This is a genomic window from Nonomuraea cypriaca (assembly GCF_015645445.1).
In the GTDB taxonomy this organism is placed as follows: Bacteria; Actinomycetota; Actinomycetes; order Streptosporangiales; family Streptosporangiaceae; genus Nonomuraea; species Nonomuraea cypriaca.
In genome coordinates this window covers 1-15549 of record NZ_JADOGI010000032.1, presented here as the reverse complement: position 1 = coordinate 15549, position 15549 = coordinate 1, and the positions used below count along the sequence as shown (strand labels likewise).

The window sequence follows — 15549 nt, the reverse complement described above, 5'->3', positions numbered from 1 at the left end:
TCAGCCGACCCGCTCCAGAATCGTGGCCGTCGCCAGTGCCCCGCCCGCGCACATCGTGACGAGCGCGGTAGTGGAGTCCGACCGCTCCAGCTCGTGCAGCGCCGTGGTGATCAGCCGCGCGCCCGTCGCGCCCACCGGATGGCCGAGCGCGATCGCGCCGCCGTTCACGTTGACGCGGTCGAAGCCGGGCTCATACACCTTCGCCCACGACAGGACGACCGACGCGAACGCCTCGTTCACCTCGAACCTGTCGAGATCGCCGATCGTCATCCCGCTCGCCGCCAGCACCTTGGCCGTCGCGTCCACCGGCCCGTCCAGGTGGTAGTACGGCTCCGCGCCGACGAGCGTCTGCGCCAGGATCCGCGCCCGGACCCGCAGCCCGTGCCGCCGCGCCGCCGACTCGCTCATCACCAGGACGGCGGCGGCGCCGTCGGAGATCTGCGACGACGTGCCCGCGGTGTGCATGGCGCCCTCCACCACGGGCTTGAGCTCGGCCAGCTTCTCGACCGTGGTCTCGCGTAAGCCCTGGTCCCTGCGTACGTCGCCGACCGGCACGACCTCCCGCTCGAACCGCCCGTCGGCCCACGCCTTCGCCGCGAGCCGCTGCGAGCGCGCCCCGAACCAGTCGAGCCGCTCGCGCGTCAGCCCGCGCCGCCGCGCGATCCGCTCCGCGGCGGTGAACTGGTCGGGCAGGTCGATGCTCCAGTCATCGGGTCGCGGCCGTGCGGGCCGCACGTTGCTGCCGAGCGGCGCCCGGCTCATCACCTCGACGCCGCAGCCGATGGCTGCCTCGGCCACGCCCGCGCTGATCAACGTGGCGGCCAGGTGCACCGCCTGCTGCGACGACCCGCACTGCGCGTCCACGGTGGTGACGCCCGTCTGGTACGGCAGCCCGGCGTACAACCACGCGTACCGCCCGACGTGCCCGCCCTGCTCGCCCGCCTGCGTCACGCATCCGGCGAACACCTGGCCGACGATCGCCGGGTCGATGCCGGAGCGTTCGACGAGGCCGTTCAGCGCGGTGGCCAGGACCTCCTGCGGTTTGAGCCCGGCCAGCACACCGGCCCGCTTCCCGATGGGGGTGCGAACGGCTTCGACGATCACGGGGGTGCCCAAAGTCGCCTCCAGAATGATGCTCTGGCGCGACTGTAACTGGTTCTACTTTGCGGGGGAAGGGTGGACCGCCGGCAGACCGAACGTCTCGAACAGCTGCTCCTCGAAGAACATGCCCACGTGGCTGATGTGCTCCCCGGCGAACGTCAGCACCATGATCGCGAACTGGTGGTATTCGCCGTCCCGCAGATGGTAGACGGCGAAGGCCGGCTGGCCGTTGGCCCCGACCGGCACCAGCTTGAGATCGCCCGCCTGGTTGGCCGGGCACTGCGTCTTGGTGAGCTCGACGATCGCCTCGGGCCCCTGGTACCAGCCGACGAAAGGCGGCATCTCCCAGACCGCGTCCTTGGTGAACAGGTCCACCAGGCTGTCGATGTCGTAGCTCTCGAACGCCGCGACGTAGCGCTCCAGCTTGTCCCGTTGCTCCGGCGTCAGCGGCTCCACCGGGTCGTCCAGGCTCGGCGACACCTGGTTGAGCTGGGCGCGGGCGCGCTGCAGGATGCTGTTGGCGGCGGCGGTCGAGATGCCGAGCGCCTCGGCCACCTCGGCGGCCTTCCACCTCAGCACGTCACGCAGGATCAGCACCGCGCGCTGCCGGGCCGGCAGGTGCTGCAGCGCGGCGATGAGCGCGAGCCTGATGCTCTCGCGCGAGGTCACGATCGAGGCCGGGTCGTCGGCGCCGCCGGTGCTCGCGCCCGCCAGCGCGTCGGGCACCGGCTCCAGCCACGGCACCTCCGTGTCCTGCACCAGGGGAGTGCTCGCCTCCGAGCTCGGCGCGCCCAGCCCGGTCGGCAACGGCCGCCGGTTGCGGCCCTCGAGTGCGGTCAGGCACGTGGTCGTGGCGATGCGGTACAGCCACGTCCGCAGCGACGAACGCCCCTCGAACCCGTCGTACGCCCGCCACGCGCGCAGGTAGGTCTCCTGAACGAGGTCCTCGGCGTCGTGCACCGAGCCCATCATGCGGTAGCAGTGCGCCAGCAACTCCCGGCGCATCGGATCAGCCAGCCGGAGGAAGTCCTCGTTTGTCGGCTTGTCGGTCATGCATCCCTGTATAGACCCCGCCACCGACAGATCGATGACTTCTTTACCCCTGCCAGGTCAATTCAGAAGAATCCGATTACCGGCGGCCGCTTTCGTCACCACGGAGTGGGCCCACTGCGCGCTCCGTAACGGTGACGCGCCACTGACCGGTCAGCGGGCGTTTCCCTGGACAGACGTGAGCCAGCCACGGTGGGTGGCCGGCCACGGCAGCGCGTGAAGGATGGGGGTCTGGACAGAAGCGGGACGGCGAGGTGGCGTGCTACGGCGCCCCAAAGCGGTGGGATGGTGCGGCGTTCAGATGTTGCGATGGCGGTGTTCGGATGTCGTAGCGTTCAGATGTTGCTGGTGCGGCGCTCAGATGTCGGAGAGCAGTCTGGCGGCGGCGGTTTCGATGCGGCGTTGGATCTGGTCGTAGGTGCGGCGGCCGCGGAGCATTTCCAGGAGTTCCTGGACCCACACGCTGGCCAGCGATCCCGCCAGGTCGCGCTGCTCCTCGCTCGCCGCGTCGAGCGTCAGGCCCTCGGCCGAGACGCGCAGCAGCAGCCCCGCCATGCGGTCGCCGAACGGGGTGTCGACCTCGGCCATGATCAGCGACCGGATCAGCGCATCGGCCAGTTCCGGCTCGCGCATCAGCCCGCGCGTGGCCCGCATCAGCACGTCGACCGCGCGGCTGGACGCGGTCGCGGCGCCGGGCGGGCGGCGCTCGATGCTGCTTTCCAGGAGGTCGATCTCCTCGCCGACCACCGCCACGACCAGGTCCATCTTGGACGGGAAGTAGCGATAGAGCGTGCCGAGCGCCACGCCCGCGCGCTCGGCCACCGTGCGCATCTGCATGGCCTCGACGCCGCCGCGTGAGGCCAGCGCGGCGGCGGCCTGGACGATGCGCTTGCGGCGTTGGTGCTGGCTGCGCGTACGGACGCTGTGCCCTCCGTGGATGGGGTGGCTCTCCATGGTCCCCTCGGTGTCGCTGGAGGGCGCGGCGATCGTCGCGTGCGAGGTACGCATGAGAACACGTTATCTGATTTCTTGACAACGCGGCTTGTTACTTGCGAGTCACAAACCAGCCGTATTGGCCCATGTCTACGGCGTTACAAGCGCATATCACGACTTATCAGTATGGACGACCGCTGGACAGATATTAGAATCTGTTCTAGTTTGCCATTCGGTCGACCGAGCGCTTGGTGGAGGGTTCGTACGCGACACCTCTTGGAGGATCTGATGGATTTCCACCTGGACGAGACCCAGCAGGACCTGCGGCGACTGACGGCCGAGATCCTGGCCAAGGACGGAGACTCCAAGGACGGGAGCGGAGACTCCAAGGACGCGGCCGGGGAGCGGTTGTGGCAGGCCGGGGTCATGACCGTGTGCGTGCCCGAGGAGGCCGGCGGCGCCGGGCTCGGGCCGGTGGCGATGGCCGTGGTGCTGCGTGAGGTGGGGGCGCGGGCGGCGCCGGTCGCCGCGCTCCCGGTGCTGGTGGGCACGCTGGCCCTGGCCCGCCATGGCACGCCTGGGCAGCAGCGGCACGTCAGCCGGTGCACCGTCGCCCTCCGCGAGCCCGGCCGGGCGCCGGCCGAGCCCCCGCTGACGAGCGCGCGGCCCGCCGGTGACGGCTGGGCTCTGACCGGGCGCAAGGTGTCGGTGCCGTATCCCGGATCCCCGGTACTGATCACCGCCGACGAGGGCCTCTTCCTGGTGGAGTCACCGCATCCGGGTGTGCCCGAGTTCACGTCCACGGGCGAGCCCGCCGCCACGATGGTGTTCGACGGGACGCTCGCCGAGCGGGTGGCGGGGCCTGAGGCGGTCGCCGACGTGCGGCGGCTGTTCGCGGCGGCCGTGGCCGCGCAGGCCAGTGGGGTGCTGGCCGGGGCGCTGGAGCTGACCACCGCATACGTCAGGACGAGGAAGCAGTTCGGACGGCCGCTGGCGGAGTTCCAGGCGGTGACGATGCAGGTCGCCGACGTCTACATCGCCGGCCGGGCGCTCGACGTGGCGATGTGGTCGGCGGCCTGGCGGCTGGAGGAGGGGCCGGCCGCCGAACAGGACGTGGCGCTGGCCGCGTACCACGTCAGTGAGGCGTTCAAGGCGCTCTACACCTGCCAGCACCTGCACGGCGGGCTCGGGCTGGACGTGACGTATCCGCTGCACCGCTACTTCGCGCAGGCCAAGCACCTGTCCCACCTGCTCGGCGGCGCCGACGCCCAGCTCGACCTGATCGGAGCGCTCGTCTGATGCTGATCGACCTCACTGCCGAGCAACGCATGCTCCGCGACGAACTCCGCGAGTACTTCCAGGGCTGTCTCACCGGCGAGGAGCGCGGGAAGATCGCCGAGGATCCGTTCGGGGAGGCGTACATGGAGCACTGCCGTCGCCTCGGCCGTGACGGCAAGCTGGGCATCGGCTGGCCCAAGGAGTACGGCGGCGGCGGTTACGGCTCTCTGGAGCAGCAGATCTTCGCCAACGAGATAGCACGGGCGGGCGTGCCGTACCCCATCATCACGGTGCAGACCGTCGGGCCCACACTCATGCAGTACGGCACGCCCGCGCAGAAGGACCTGTTCCTGCCGCGCATCCTCGCGGGCGAGTGCCACTTCGCGATCGGCTACAGCGAGCCCGAGGCGGGCACCGACCTGGCCTCGCTGCGGACCACGGCGGTGCTCGACGGCGACCACTACGTCGTCAACGGCCAGAAGATCTTCACCAGCGGCGCCCACTACGCCCAGTACATCTGGCTCGCGGTCCGGACGAATCCGGCGGCCAAGAAGCACAAGGGCATCACCATGATGATCGCCGCCACGGACGATCCCGGCTTCTCCTGGACCCCGATCGTGACCATGGACGGTCGCCACCACACGAACGCCACCTACTACACCGACGTGCGCGTGCCGGTGGACATGGTGGTCGGCGAGGTGGACCGGGGCTGGGACCTGATCGTGAACCAGCTCAACCACGAACGCGTCACCCTCGGCCCCGCCGGCAGCCTCGGCCAGACCTACGACCGCTTCCTCGCCTGGGCCCGCCGCACAGGCTGTGTCGCGGAGCCCGACGTGCGCCGGGCGCTGGCGCGGGTGTGGGCGGCCCACCGCACGAACGAGCTGCTCAACTGGCAGGTCGCGGCGAACATGGAGCTCGGCTGGCTGGGCGCCCCCGACGCGTCCGCCACCAAGATCTACGCATCGGAACGCATGCAGGAGGTGGGACGGCTGGTCGGGGAGATCCTGGCGAGGTACGGCGACCCGTCCGACCCGGAGACGGCCGAGCTGCTGGAACGCATGGACCGAGGGGTGAAGGGCGCGGTGGTGCTGACGTTCGGCGGCGGGGTGAACGAGGTGCAGCGCGAACTGATCGCCATGCTCGGCCTGAACCTGCCGAGGCCGCCGCGATGACCGAGCGGGAGCTGCACGAGCTGGCGGGCAAGCAGGCGGCGCTGGGCGAGGTACGCGGCACCCCGGCGCCCGACCCGGTGAACGTCCCCATGATCCGGCGCTGGCTGGACGCCATGGGGGACGCGAACCCGGCGTACCTCGACAAAGGCGTGGCCCCGCCCGCGATGGCGCAGGTGTGGACGATGCCCGGCCTGCGGCCCGCGGCCAGGGACCGTTCGCCGGTGGACGACGTGCTCAACGCCCTGGACGCCGCCGGCTACACGGGCGTGGTCGCGACCAACTGCGAGCAGACGTACCACCGGTACGCCCGCGTCGGCGAGCGCCTCACTCCCGCCACCCGGTTCTCGGACCTCGCCGGGCCGAAGCGGACGGCCCTGGGGACGGGCTACTTCGCCACCTGGAACGTCACCTGGTACGCCGACGACGAGCCGGTGACGGAGATGCTCTTCCGAATCCTGAAATTTCGCCCACCGGACGCCCCCGAGCAGCTGGCGCCGTACCCGCTCCAACCCGCTGTCAACCAGGACACGGCGTTCTTCTGGGAGGGCGTGCGGCAGGGCGAGCTGCGCATCCAGACCTGCACGGACTGCGGTGAGCTACGCCACCCGCCGGGGCCTCTGTGCCCTCGCTGCCGCTCCGCGAACCGCTCCGCCACGGTCGCGAGCGGCCGGGGCGTCCTCTACAGCTACGTCGTGCACCACCACCCCCAGGTGCCGGGCCGGGAGACGCCGTTCGTGGTGGGCGTGGTGGAACTGCCGGAAGGCGTACGGATCGTCGGGAACGTCGTGGACTGCCCGGCCGAGGAGGTCGAGATCGGCATGCCGTTGCGTGTGGTGTATCGCCGGATGGACGACCAACTGGTCCTCCCGATGTGGGCGCCGTCATGACGCGGCCAGAAACCGGCGCCGAGCTGCCTGAGCTGGCCATCGACCTCACGCCCACCGTGGTCGTCTCCACGGCCCTGGCCACCATGGACTTCACCCCGGTCCACCACGACCCCGGGATCGCCCGCGCGCAGGGGTCGAAGGACATCTTCCTCAACATCCTGACCACCATGGGCCTCGTCGAGCGCTACGTCACCGACTGGGCGGGCCTGGAGACGGTCATTCAGCGGATCGACGTCAGGCTGGGCGTCCCGGCGTACGCGGGGGACCGCCTTCGCTTCAGCGGGACGGTCGTGTCGCGCGAGGGGAGCCGGTTCGCGGTGGAGGTACGCGGCCGGGTGAGCCTGGGCGACCACGTCACCGGCACGGTCACCCTTTTCACGCCTGGTTTCGCGCCTGTTTTCGCGCGCGAGGAGAGCTGATGTCGAGCGGGCGCAGCGCCATCGCGGGCATCGGGGCCACCGAGTTCAGCAAGCAGTCCGGGCGGTCCGAGCTGCGGCTGGCGGCCGAGGCCGTACTGGCGGCGCTGGACGACGCCGGGCTGGCGCCGGGTGACGTGGACGGCCTGGTCACCTACAGCCAGGACGCCAACCAGGAGATCGCCGTCGCCAGGGAGACCGGAATCGGCGACCTGACGTTCTTCTCCAGGGTCGAGTACGGGGGCGGCGCGGCCTGCGGCACCGTGGCGCACGCCGCCATGGCCGTGGCGACGGGGGCGGCCTCGGCGGTCGTCTGCTACCGGGCGTTCAACGAACGTTCCGGCCGCCGCTTCGGCCAGCCGAACGCCGGGCTGACCGGGGAGCCAGGTTCGCGGGGGCTGGAGATGAGCTGGCACGTGCCGTTCGGGCTGATGACTCCGGCGGCGTGGGTGGCGATGTTCGCGCGGCGGTACATGCACGTGTACAACGCCCGCTCGGAGGATTTCGGGCGGGTGGCGGTGGCCATGCGCAGGCACGCGGCCACGAACCCGGCGGCGTGGTTCCACGGCCGCCCGATCACGCTGGAGGACCACCAGGCGTCCAGGTGGATCGTGGAGCCCCTGCACCTGCTCGACTGCTGCCAGGAGAGCGACGGCGCGGTGGCCCTGCTCGTCACCTCAGCCGAACGAGCCCGCGACCTCCGCCGCTCACCCGCACTGATCACCGCCGCCGCCCAGGGCTCCTCGTCGAGCCAGATGATGATGACGAGCTATTACCGGGACGACATGACCGGCCTCCCCGAAATATCCGTCGTCGGCCGCCAACTCTGGCAAATGTCGGGCTTAACCCCCAAAGACATCCAAACCGCCATCCTGTACGACCACTTCACCCCGTTCGTCCTGGCCCAACTGGAAGAACTGGGCTTCTGCGGCCGAGGCGAGGCGCCGGACTTCCTCAAGGACGGAGGCATCGAACTGGACGGCCACCTCCCCGTCAACCCGCACGGCGGCCAACTCGGGGAGGCCTACATCCACGGCATGAACGGCATCGCCGAAGCGGTACGCCAAATCCGAGGCACCGCCGCCAACCAACTAACCGGCATCACGAACGTCCTGGTAACAGCCGGAACCGGCGTACCCACCAGCGGCCTGATCCTCTCCAGAGACTGACCGGGGCCGGTCACCGGACCGGCCCGCGGCGACGATACGGGTTCGGGGTGGTAGAGGACGAGGACCTGCCCGGCGGTACCGTTGATCGCGAGTTTCTCCCGGTACAGCGCGAGTTCGCCGACCTGGGGGTGGTTCAGAGTCATGGAGGTGCCCTGACGTCTCACCACGTCGTGGCGGGCCCACAGCCTGCGGAAGGTGTCGCTGGCCAGGGAGAGCTCACCGACGAGCTCGATGAAGCGCGGGTCGTCGGTGTCGGTGCCGACCGAGGCCCGGAACCCGGCGACCAGGCCGGCCGCGACCAGCTCCCAGTCCCAGTCCCGATGGAGCGCCTGCTCGGCGGCACGCACGGCCCCACCGGCACCTTCCAGGAGGACGCCGGCGAACTCAGATGGTAGTCCTCGCCCTTCCACGACCCGGTTCCCCTTTGTATCTCTTCATGCCCTCTTGGCGCCGGTGACCGTTAACACCGGCCACATACGTTTCATCGCATGCCTGGATGTGATTTCACCCGGCGCGACATGCTGCGCTGGTCAGCAGTGGTCGCGGCGGCTCCCTTGGTGTCGGCCCTTCCCTTCCGCAACGGTGTGGCGGAAGCCGCGACCCGACGCGACGACGTGTCGCCCGCGAACCTTGAACTGGTCACCCTCACCGAAGACCGCGCCATCATCACCTGGTACACCGGCTACACCGGCAGCGACGACGGCCTCGGCCGCATGGAGCCCGCTCCGGCCGAAGGCGAGGTGCGCTGGGGAACCCGTCCCGACCACCTGAACCGGGTTGCCCACGGCCTGTCGGACGACACGCCGTACCACTACGTGGAACTCACCCACCTGCACCCTGGCCGTACCTACTACTATCAGGCGTTCTCGAACGGCAAGCCCGTCCCGCCGACGCAGTTCACCCTCATCAGCGGCAACGCGGTCGGCACCTCCGACTACGGGCTGGGCTCCACCGGGCCGTTCAGCTTCACCACGCCGGAGCCGCCGCCCGGCCGCTACCTGTTCTCCGTCGCCCTGTGCAACGACCTCCACATGGGAGAGACCCAGGCCGGTCTCGTCGGCGGGCAGCCGCAGTACATCGGGATCACGCAGGAGCCGGGGCTGCCCCCGTACCCGGAGGTCATGCTCGAAGCGCTGGTGCGCGACGCCGGTACGCTCGGTGCCGACTACCTGCTGGCCGCTGGGGACATCTCGGCCGAGGCGGTTCCCGTCGACCTCAGCAAAGCCCGCCAACTGCTCGGCAGGTTCGGCGAGTACCGCGACGACGTCTTCGTCACCCGCGGCAACCACGACCGGGCGCACATCGGCGACCCCTACGCGAGCTGCCGGGCCGGGCAGTGGCAGGGCAACGACTGCTTCCACGACCACTTCTTCGACGGCACCGAGCCCACGTACTTCACCCGTGAGCTGCAGGGTCTGCGCGTCATCGGCATCGACACGTACGACAAGCCAGGCAACGGCGGCGACCCGGGCGCCCTGTCCGCCGACCAACTCGCCTGGTTCCGCGCCGAGCTGGCCGAGGACCGGGAGCGGCCCACCATGGTGTTCGGCCACCATCCGCTCGTCGTCCAGGACTCGGCGTTCCCCATCAGTGCGAGCAACACCATCGACGCCGCCCAGGCCCAGACGATCCTCCAGGACTACGCGAACGCCCCCGGGCTGTTCCTGCACCACGCGGGCCACACCCACCGCAACAAGCGCACGGTCAGCCCGATCGCGCCGGACGTCGTCCACCAGGAGATCGCCGCGGGCAAGGAGTACCCCGGCGGCTTCTCCCTGCTGCGCATCCACGCCGGCGGGTACGCGCTGAACTTCTACAAGACGCGCAGCGACCTGGCCCGGCGGTGGAGCGAGCGCAGCCGGATGGAGATCCAGGGCTACTGGCCGCAGTTCGCGTTCGGCAGCCGCGTCTCCGACCGCAACATCGTCGTCGAGCGGGATCTCTCAGGCCTGCGACCCTCGAACAAGCCGCGTGATTCCCACGGCCACGACTCGCATGGGCACTCATCAGCCTGAGAATCCGCATCCTCCGCTGAACGGCCGGCGTAAGGGCCCTAAGGCCGCGGGGTGGGCGGTTCGCCGTGCCGGAAGGCCGACGCGGTGGTAGACGGGGTCGTCGATTGACCGGCAGTCCACGGCCGCGCAGCGGCGGCGGCCGGCGTGACGGCGACCGCCGCCGCCAGCAGGCACAGAGCGCCCAGAGGGCTGAGACGTCGCATGGTGTCGGGCTCCCATCGTGAGGGTTGGGGAACCCATCAACGGATCGGCGGTCAGGCGCCGTCCCAGGTCCTGACGTGCCGCCCACCATCCGGCTTCCCGAGAGCGTTGGCGATGAACAGGTAGTTGCGCCGCGGGGCGGCCACCCGGTCCGTACGCCGCCAGCGGCGCCCGTGCCAGACGTGCATCCGGTAGCCACGCTCGATCAGCGACCCGGCGACCTCGGCGGAGGTCCTGCCGTACTTGTCGACGTGGCGCTGCTCGATCTCCATCAGGAGCGCGGGCCGGTGCTGCTCGATCGTCCACCTGGCCCCCTCCAGCACCTCCGCCTCGAAGCCCTCCACGTCCACCTTCATGAAGTCCACCCGCGCGATCTCCCGCAGCTCGCACACGCGGTCCACGCTGTACACCGGCACCTCCAGCGTCTTGGCGGCGGCGAACTGCCCCGGGTGCTTCAGTCCTTCCTCCAGGTGCGCCCAGCCGTGGATCGGCAGCCCGAACCGGTACGGCAGCCGCAGTGTGCGCCACCCGAGCGACGCCCCCAGCGCGGCGTTGGTGACCCGCACGTTGCGCGCCCCCGAGGCCCGCACCCCGGTCTCCAGCAGCCGGTACGGCAACGGCAGCGGTTCGAAGCTGTGCACCTGCCCGGTCGGGCCGACGAGCTGGGCCAGCGGATAGGTGTACATCCCGTACGCGGCACCGATATCGAAGCAGACCGCTCCGGGCCGGACGCAGGTGGACAGGCCGAGTAATTCGGGTTCGCTGAGGGAGACCGTCGCTCCGGCCCGCAGCAGCGCGGCCGCGGCTGTCAATCTGATCATGCGGCCGACGGTAGGAAGGGAACGCGGGGCGGCGGATCCCCCTCAGGAGCGCAGTCGCGGGCTCCGCCGTGCCCCCGGAGAGGGAGCGCCCGGCACCACCAGGCCGCTCTCGTAGGCGAACACCACCGCCTGCGCCCGGTCGCGCAGCCTCAGCTTGGTGAAGATGCGCCCCACGTGCGACTTCACGGTCTCCTCGGCGATCGTCAGCTCCCCGGCGATCTCGGCGTTGGCCAGCCCGGCCGCCACCAGCCGCAGGACGTCCCGCTCGCGGCCGGTCAGCGTGTTCAGCCGCAGCGACTCGGCCTCGTCCAAGGGCCGGCGGGAGGTGAACTCCTCGATGAGCCTGCGGGTGACCGAGGGCGCCAGCAGCGCCTCGCCGCCGGCGACGACGCGGACGGCGGTGATGAGGTCCTCCGGCGGCGCGTCCTTCAGCAGGAACCCGCTGGCCCCGCCGCGCAGGGCCGCGTAGACGTAGTCGTCGACGTCGAAGGTGGTCAGGATCAGCACCTTGGTTTGCCGGCCGGTGCCCATGATGCGGCGGGTGGCCTCCAGGCCGTCGAGGTTGGGCATGCGTACGTCCATGAGCACGACGTCGGGCCGCAGCTCCCGGGCCGCCGCCACCGCCTCCAGGCCGTCGCGGGCCTCCCCGAGCACCTGGAGGTCGGGCTGTGCGGAGAGCAGCGCCGCGAATCCGGCCCTGATCATCGCCTGGTCGTCGGCCACCAGCACCGTGATCATGCATCGTCTCCCTTCGGCAGCCTTGCGCGCACGGTGAAGCCACCCTCTTCCGTCGCGCCCGCCGTGACCTCGCCACCGAGCGCCGCCACCCGTTCGCGCATGCCGATCAGCCCCAGCCCCAGCCCCAGCCCCGTACGACCACCAGGGCCCCGCGCCTCCACCGCTGGGGTCGTCCGGGGCGGGGGCTCGTTGTCCACCTCCACCGCCACCCCGTCGGCGTCGGCCCGGACCACGACGGTCGTCTCGGCGGCCGGCGCATGGCGTACGACGTTGCTCAGCGCCTCCTGCGCGATCCGGTAGACGGTGACCGACTCCACCGGCGACACCGACGGCTCCCCGGCGACCGCGAGCCGGACGGGCACGCCAGCCCGGCGTACGGACTCCACGAGCTCGTCCAGGTCGGTCAGGCCGGGCTGCGGCGCGGTCCGGGCCGGGCCGTCCGTGCCGCGCAGGGCGCCGAGCAGGAGGCGCATGTCCCGCAGGGACGCGCGAGCGGCGGCGTTGATGGCGGCGAACTCCCGGGCGGCCGGCCCGCTCACCCCGCCCTCGACCCGGTAAGGGGCGCTGGCCGCCTGCACGGCGATCACCGACATGTGATGGGCCACCACGTCGTGCAGCTCCCTGGCGATGCGGGTCCGCTCCTCGAGGATCCGTGTCCGCCCGACCTCCTCAGCCGCGCGCAGCGTGTCGAGCCGCCGCGCCCGGCGGGCGTCGCCGACCAGCATGGCGGCCAGGAGCACCAGGCTCCAACTTCCCACGCCGGTGACCACGGCCATGGGGTCCGCGGCGCGGAACAGCGCGACCGCGGCCGTCCCCGCCGCGATGGTCACGACGCAGGCGATCGCCGTCACGCGGCGGGCGGCCGACAGGGCCAGCACGTACATGACCGGTAACTGGGTGAACAGCACGTTGAAATACCACGGCAGGGGCGTCATCGGGCTGGCCAGCGCCACCCCGACGTAGGTGATGAGGGGCCCGGCCACCGCTATGACCACCCACGCGGCCACGGGCCGGTACCACGCCAGGAGCACCGGGCCGGACGCCAGCACGGCCGCCGGCACGGCGAGCACCCCGAAGTTTCCGGCCGCCGCGAAGAGCGTCGTGTTGCCGACGAGCAGGATCCCGGCCAGGACGGCGAGGGGGCGGCGCCGGAACATGGGACGGTCCGTGCCGGGGGAGGTAGGCATCCGCACGTCGTACAAATCCCGAACAACGCCCATGACGCCCACCCTACGAGTCGGTCAAGCAGATGGTCCTCGCCACCCGACTGCGGGCGTGGCTGCAACTGGCGATGATGCGCATGACCCCCTACATGCCGGGCAAGGCCATGGTCATGGAGAAGATCATGAAGCCGGTTCGGGAAGCGGCCAATGCCATCTCGCTCAAGACGTACCCGACCACTTCGATCGGATCGGCCCTTCCGCGCCAGAGCCGATGAAGCGGTCGATTTCCCCGACCTCGCACATCAGGAGCTGGACGAGCTGAGGGCCGCGACCGCTGCACTCGGCTGACCTGGGTCCCAGAGCTGCTGAGCCGGCCGGGTCCGTGGCGATGTACGTTTCATGAGTCCAGTGGCGGCCTCGCCGGAGGGCTCTCGTATCGCCCCTGGTCAGAGGGGAAGAGAGTGGCCACAGTGGCCTGGTGTCGCCTCCCAGGACGTGCGGGCCTGGTTGTGACGGGCGGCGAGCGGATACCGTCCGGTCGGGCACGTCAGAGCACGGAACCTGTCCGGTCGGCGTCGTAAGTCCGCTTGCTTCGGGGCGGGATGCGACCGGGCCGGGCGTGTTGCGAGCCCGGACGCGCTCCGGTCCCGGGGCACCCGCGTCCTCAGGACCCCGCCGAAGACCTCGCCTCTGGAGTCCGACATGCCAGGAAAACGCCGGGCAGCCTCCGTGCTGCTCGCCTTGTCCCTGCCACTGCTCGCCCCCGTGAGCGTACTAACCCCACCGGCCGCCGCGGCGACATCCTCATCCGCGCCTTCGTTCGTCGCGGACACCGGCGTGCCCGCCACGGTGCCGCTGGAAGAGATCAACGCGACCGCCACCCAGGTCGCCTTCGGGTTACGACGCCCCACCGCCATCGCCGCACCCGATGACGGGACGAACAGGCTGTTCATCACCGAGAAGCGCGGCACCGTGCGCGTCTACCACCCGGACACCGGTCTCGAACAGACCCCGATCATCGACATCGTGGCCTCGGTGGACGAATCCGGCAACGAGCGGGGCCTGCTCGGCATGGCCCTCGCGCCCGACTTCGCCGAGAGCCAGGACCTGTACCTGGCGTACACCGCACTGCCGGACGGCGCGGTGACCCTGGCCCGATACAGACTGGACGACGCGAGCCTCGAGCCGCTGCTCTCCCAGGAGCACTCCGAGAACAGCAACCACAACGGCGGCCAGCTCGCCTTCGGCACCGACGGCTACCTGTACTGGAGCATCGGCGACGGCGGCGGCTCCGGGGACCCCTTCGACTCAGGGCAGCGCGTGGACACCCTGCTGGGCAAGATCCTGCGCGTCGACGTGAACCGGAGCTGCGGGGACCTGGCTTACTGCGTTCCCGAGGACAATCCGTTCGTCGGGGTGGAGGGGGCGCGGGAAGAAATATGGATGTTCGGCGGGCGTAACCCCTGGCGTTTCTCCATCGACCACGCGGACGGCTCGATGTGGATCGGCGACGTCGGCCAGGGCAGGTGGGAGGAGATCAACCACATCAAGGCCGGACGGCAGGCGGGCGCGAATCTCGGCTGGTCCTGCTACGAGGGGCTGGAGGTGTTCGACCAGACCCAGTGCCGGTCCGACGCCCAGTACACCAAGCCGATCTTCACCTACTCACCGCACACCGGCGGCTGCGCGGTCATCGGCGGACAGGTGTACCGCGGTGAGGAGTTCGCCGACCTGGTCGGGGGCACCTACATCGCCACCGACTACTGCTCCAACACCGTGTGGGCGCTGCGCGAGGACGGCGACGGCGGCTACTCCCAGGCCGAGATCGGCGAAATGCCCACACAGGTCACCGCGTTCGGCAGCACCGTGGAGGGCGAGCTCTACGTCGTCAACGACCTTCCCGGCGGTCTGCACCGCGTGTCGTTCGAGCGGGCCGAGCCGACCTGCCGGATCAAGCACACTACCCAGACCTGGGGCGTCGGCATGACCGTCGACCTCACCATCACCAACACCGGCACCGCACCGATCAACGGCTGGACACTGAGCTTCCCCCTGTCCAGGGGCCAGACCATCATCTCGGACTGGAACACCGACCTCACCCAGAGCGGGGACATCGTCAACGCGGTCAACGCCACGCACAACGGCTCCATCGCCCCCGGCCGCAGCGTCACCATGGGCTATCTGGCCAGCCACACGGGTGACGCGTCCCTGCCGAGCCGGTTCTCACTCAACGGAGACACCTGCGCCGTCGGCGGGTGACCGGCCCTCTGCCGAGCAACGCGGGCACGTACGTCGCCACGCCGCCGTCCCGCCGGTCGTGTACCGGCCGGGACGGCGGCGTGGATCAGAGGCCGTAAGGCGCTCAGACCTCGTCGACGCTGCTCGGCTCACGCCGGGACAGGTCGATACCGAGCTCCTCCGCGGCGCGGAAGACGTCCTCGTCGGTGTCGCGCATCTCGATCGACATGCCGTCGGTGGACAGCACCTCGACGTTGAGGCACAGCGACTGCATCTCCTTGATGAGCACCTTGAAGGATTCGGGAATTCCCGGCTCGGGGATGTTCTCGCCCTTGACGATGGCCTCGTAGACCTTCACACGTCC

15 protein-coding genes and 1 pseudogene are annotated in these 15549 nt (G+C 70.3%); 8 read left to right on the top strand and 8 right to left on the bottom strand.

What is annotated here, in order from left to right:
- From ITP53_RS13405 to ITP53_RS13395, 3 genes are all read right to left on the bottom strand, one after another.
- Nucleotides 1–1116: a steroid 3-ketoacyl-CoA thiolase gene (locus ITP53_RS13405; RefSeq protein ID WP_195895694.1), complete on the bottom strand. Its 1116-nt coding sequence runs from the start codon at nt 1114–1116 to the stop codon at nt 1–3.
- 42 nt (nt 1117–1158) lie between these two features.
- Nucleotides 1159–2154 carry a sigma-70 family RNA polymerase sigma factor gene (locus ITP53_RS13400; protein WP_195895693.1) on the bottom strand — a complete coding sequence of 332 codons (996 nt, stop codon included), beginning with the start codon at nt 2152–2154 and terminating at the stop codon, nt 1159–1161.
- Between the two features lie 354 nt (nt 2155–2508).
- Nucleotides 2509–3159 carry a TetR family transcriptional regulator gene (locus ITP53_RS13395; RefSeq protein WP_195895692.1) on the bottom strand — a complete coding sequence of 217 codons (651 nt, stop codon included), beginning with the start codon at nt 3157–3159 and terminating at the stop codon, nt 2509–2511.
- A 213-nt stretch (nt 3160–3372) separates the two neighbouring features.
- On the opposite strand from ITP53_RS13395, the gene ITP53_RS13390 reads away from it, so the two are divergent.
- The 5 genes from ITP53_RS13390 to ITP53_RS13370 are packed head-to-tail and all read left to right on the top strand — an operon-like array spanning nt 3373 to nt 8009.
- Nucleotides 3373–4383 (top strand): acyl-CoA dehydrogenase family protein, encoded by a 1011-nt coding sequence (locus ITP53_RS13390; protein WP_195895691.1) that lies wholly within the window; start codon nt 3373–3375, stop codon nt 4381–4383.
- The gene (locus tag ITP53_RS13385; protein ID WP_195895690.1) at nt 4383–5537 is read left to right on the top strand and encodes an acyl-CoA dehydrogenase family protein; all 1155 of its coding nucleotides are present in this window, start codon (nt 4383–4385) and stop codon (nt 5535–5537) included. Before ITP53_RS13390 ends, ITP53_RS13385 begins: the two co-directional genes overlap by 1 nt.
- Nucleotides 5534–6424 carry a bifunctional MaoC family dehydratase N-terminal/OB-fold nucleic acid binding domain-containing protein gene (locus ITP53_RS13380; RefSeq protein ID WP_195895689.1) on the top strand — a complete coding sequence of 297 codons (891 nt, stop codon included), beginning with the start codon at nt 5534–5536 and terminating at the stop codon, nt 6422–6424. The genes ITP53_RS13385 and ITP53_RS13380 overlap by 4 nt, the downstream gene beginning before the upstream one ends.
- The gene (locus ITP53_RS13375; RefSeq protein ID WP_195895688.1) at nt 6421–6843 is read left to right on the top strand and encodes a MaoC/PaaZ C-terminal domain-containing protein; all 423 of its coding nucleotides are present in this window, start codon (nt 6421–6423) and stop codon (nt 6841–6843) included. Before ITP53_RS13380 ends, ITP53_RS13375 begins: the two co-directional genes overlap by 4 nt.
- Nucleotides 6843–8009 (top strand): lipid-transfer protein, encoded by a 1167-nt coding sequence (locus tag ITP53_RS13370; protein WP_195895687.1) that lies wholly within the window; start codon nt 6843–6845, stop codon nt 8007–8009. Before ITP53_RS13375 ends, ITP53_RS13370 begins: the two co-directional genes overlap by 1 nt.
- A gap of 89 nt (nt 8010–8098) precedes the next feature.
- Here the strand turns inward: ITP53_RS13370 and ITP53_RS57345 are convergent.
- Nucleotides 8099–8356, bottom strand: a pseudogene (locus tag ITP53_RS57345) (MmyB family transcriptional regulator); the annotation flags it as partial.
- A gap of 141 nt (nt 8357–8497) precedes the next feature.
- Here ITP53_RS57345 and ITP53_RS13360 point away from each other — a divergent pair.
- On the top strand, nt 8498–10024 hold the full coding sequence (locus tag ITP53_RS13360) for a purple acid phosphatase family protein (protein ID WP_195895686.1): 1527 nt from the start codon (nt 8498–8500) through the stop codon (nt 10022–10024).
- 254 nt (nt 10025–10278) lie between these two features.
- Here the strand turns inward: ITP53_RS13360 and ITP53_RS13355 are convergent, their stop codons facing one another.
- The 3 genes from ITP53_RS13355 to ITP53_RS13345 are packed head-to-tail and all read right to left on the bottom strand — an operon-like array spanning nt 10279 to nt 13004.
- Nucleotides 10279–11046, bottom strand: coding sequence for an FkbM family methyltransferase (locus ITP53_RS13355; protein WP_195895685.1), 768 nt, complete (start codon nt 11044–11046; stop codon nt 10279–10281).
- A gap of 42 nt (nt 11047–11088) precedes the next feature.
- Complete coding sequence (locus ITP53_RS13350; protein WP_195895684.1) at nt 11089–11784, bottom strand: response regulator; 696 nt, start codon at nt 11782–11784, stop codon at nt 11089–11091.
- Nucleotides 11781–13004, bottom strand: a complete 1224-nt coding sequence (locus ITP53_RS13345) for a sensor histidine kinase (RefSeq protein ID WP_195895683.1) — start codon at nt 13002–13004, stop codon at nt 11781–11783. Before ITP53_RS13345 ends, ITP53_RS13350 begins: the two co-directional genes overlap by 4 nt.
- A gap of 29 nt (nt 13005–13033) precedes the next feature.
- Between ITP53_RS13345 and ITP53_RS13340 the strand changes: the two genes are divergently transcribed.
- Together ITP53_RS13340 and ITP53_RS57340 are read left to right on the top strand one after the other, a co-directional pair.
- Nucleotides 13034–13222, top strand: a complete 189-nt coding sequence (locus ITP53_RS13340) for a hypothetical protein (protein ID WP_195895682.1) — start codon at nt 13034–13036, stop codon at nt 13220–13222.
- Between the two features lie 427 nt (nt 13223–13649).
- On the top strand, nt 13650–15206 hold the full coding sequence (locus tag ITP53_RS57340) for a PQQ-dependent sugar dehydrogenase (protein WP_195895681.1): 1557 nt from the start codon (nt 13650–13652) through the stop codon (nt 15204–15206).
- A gap of 103 nt (nt 15207–15309) precedes the next feature.
- On the opposite strand, the gene ITP53_RS13330 is transcribed toward ITP53_RS57340, so the two are convergent.
- Nucleotides 15310–15549 (bottom strand): DNA-directed RNA polymerase subunit beta (locus tag ITP53_RS13330; protein ID WP_195895680.1); only part of this gene is annotated, 240 nt, incomplete at its 5' end.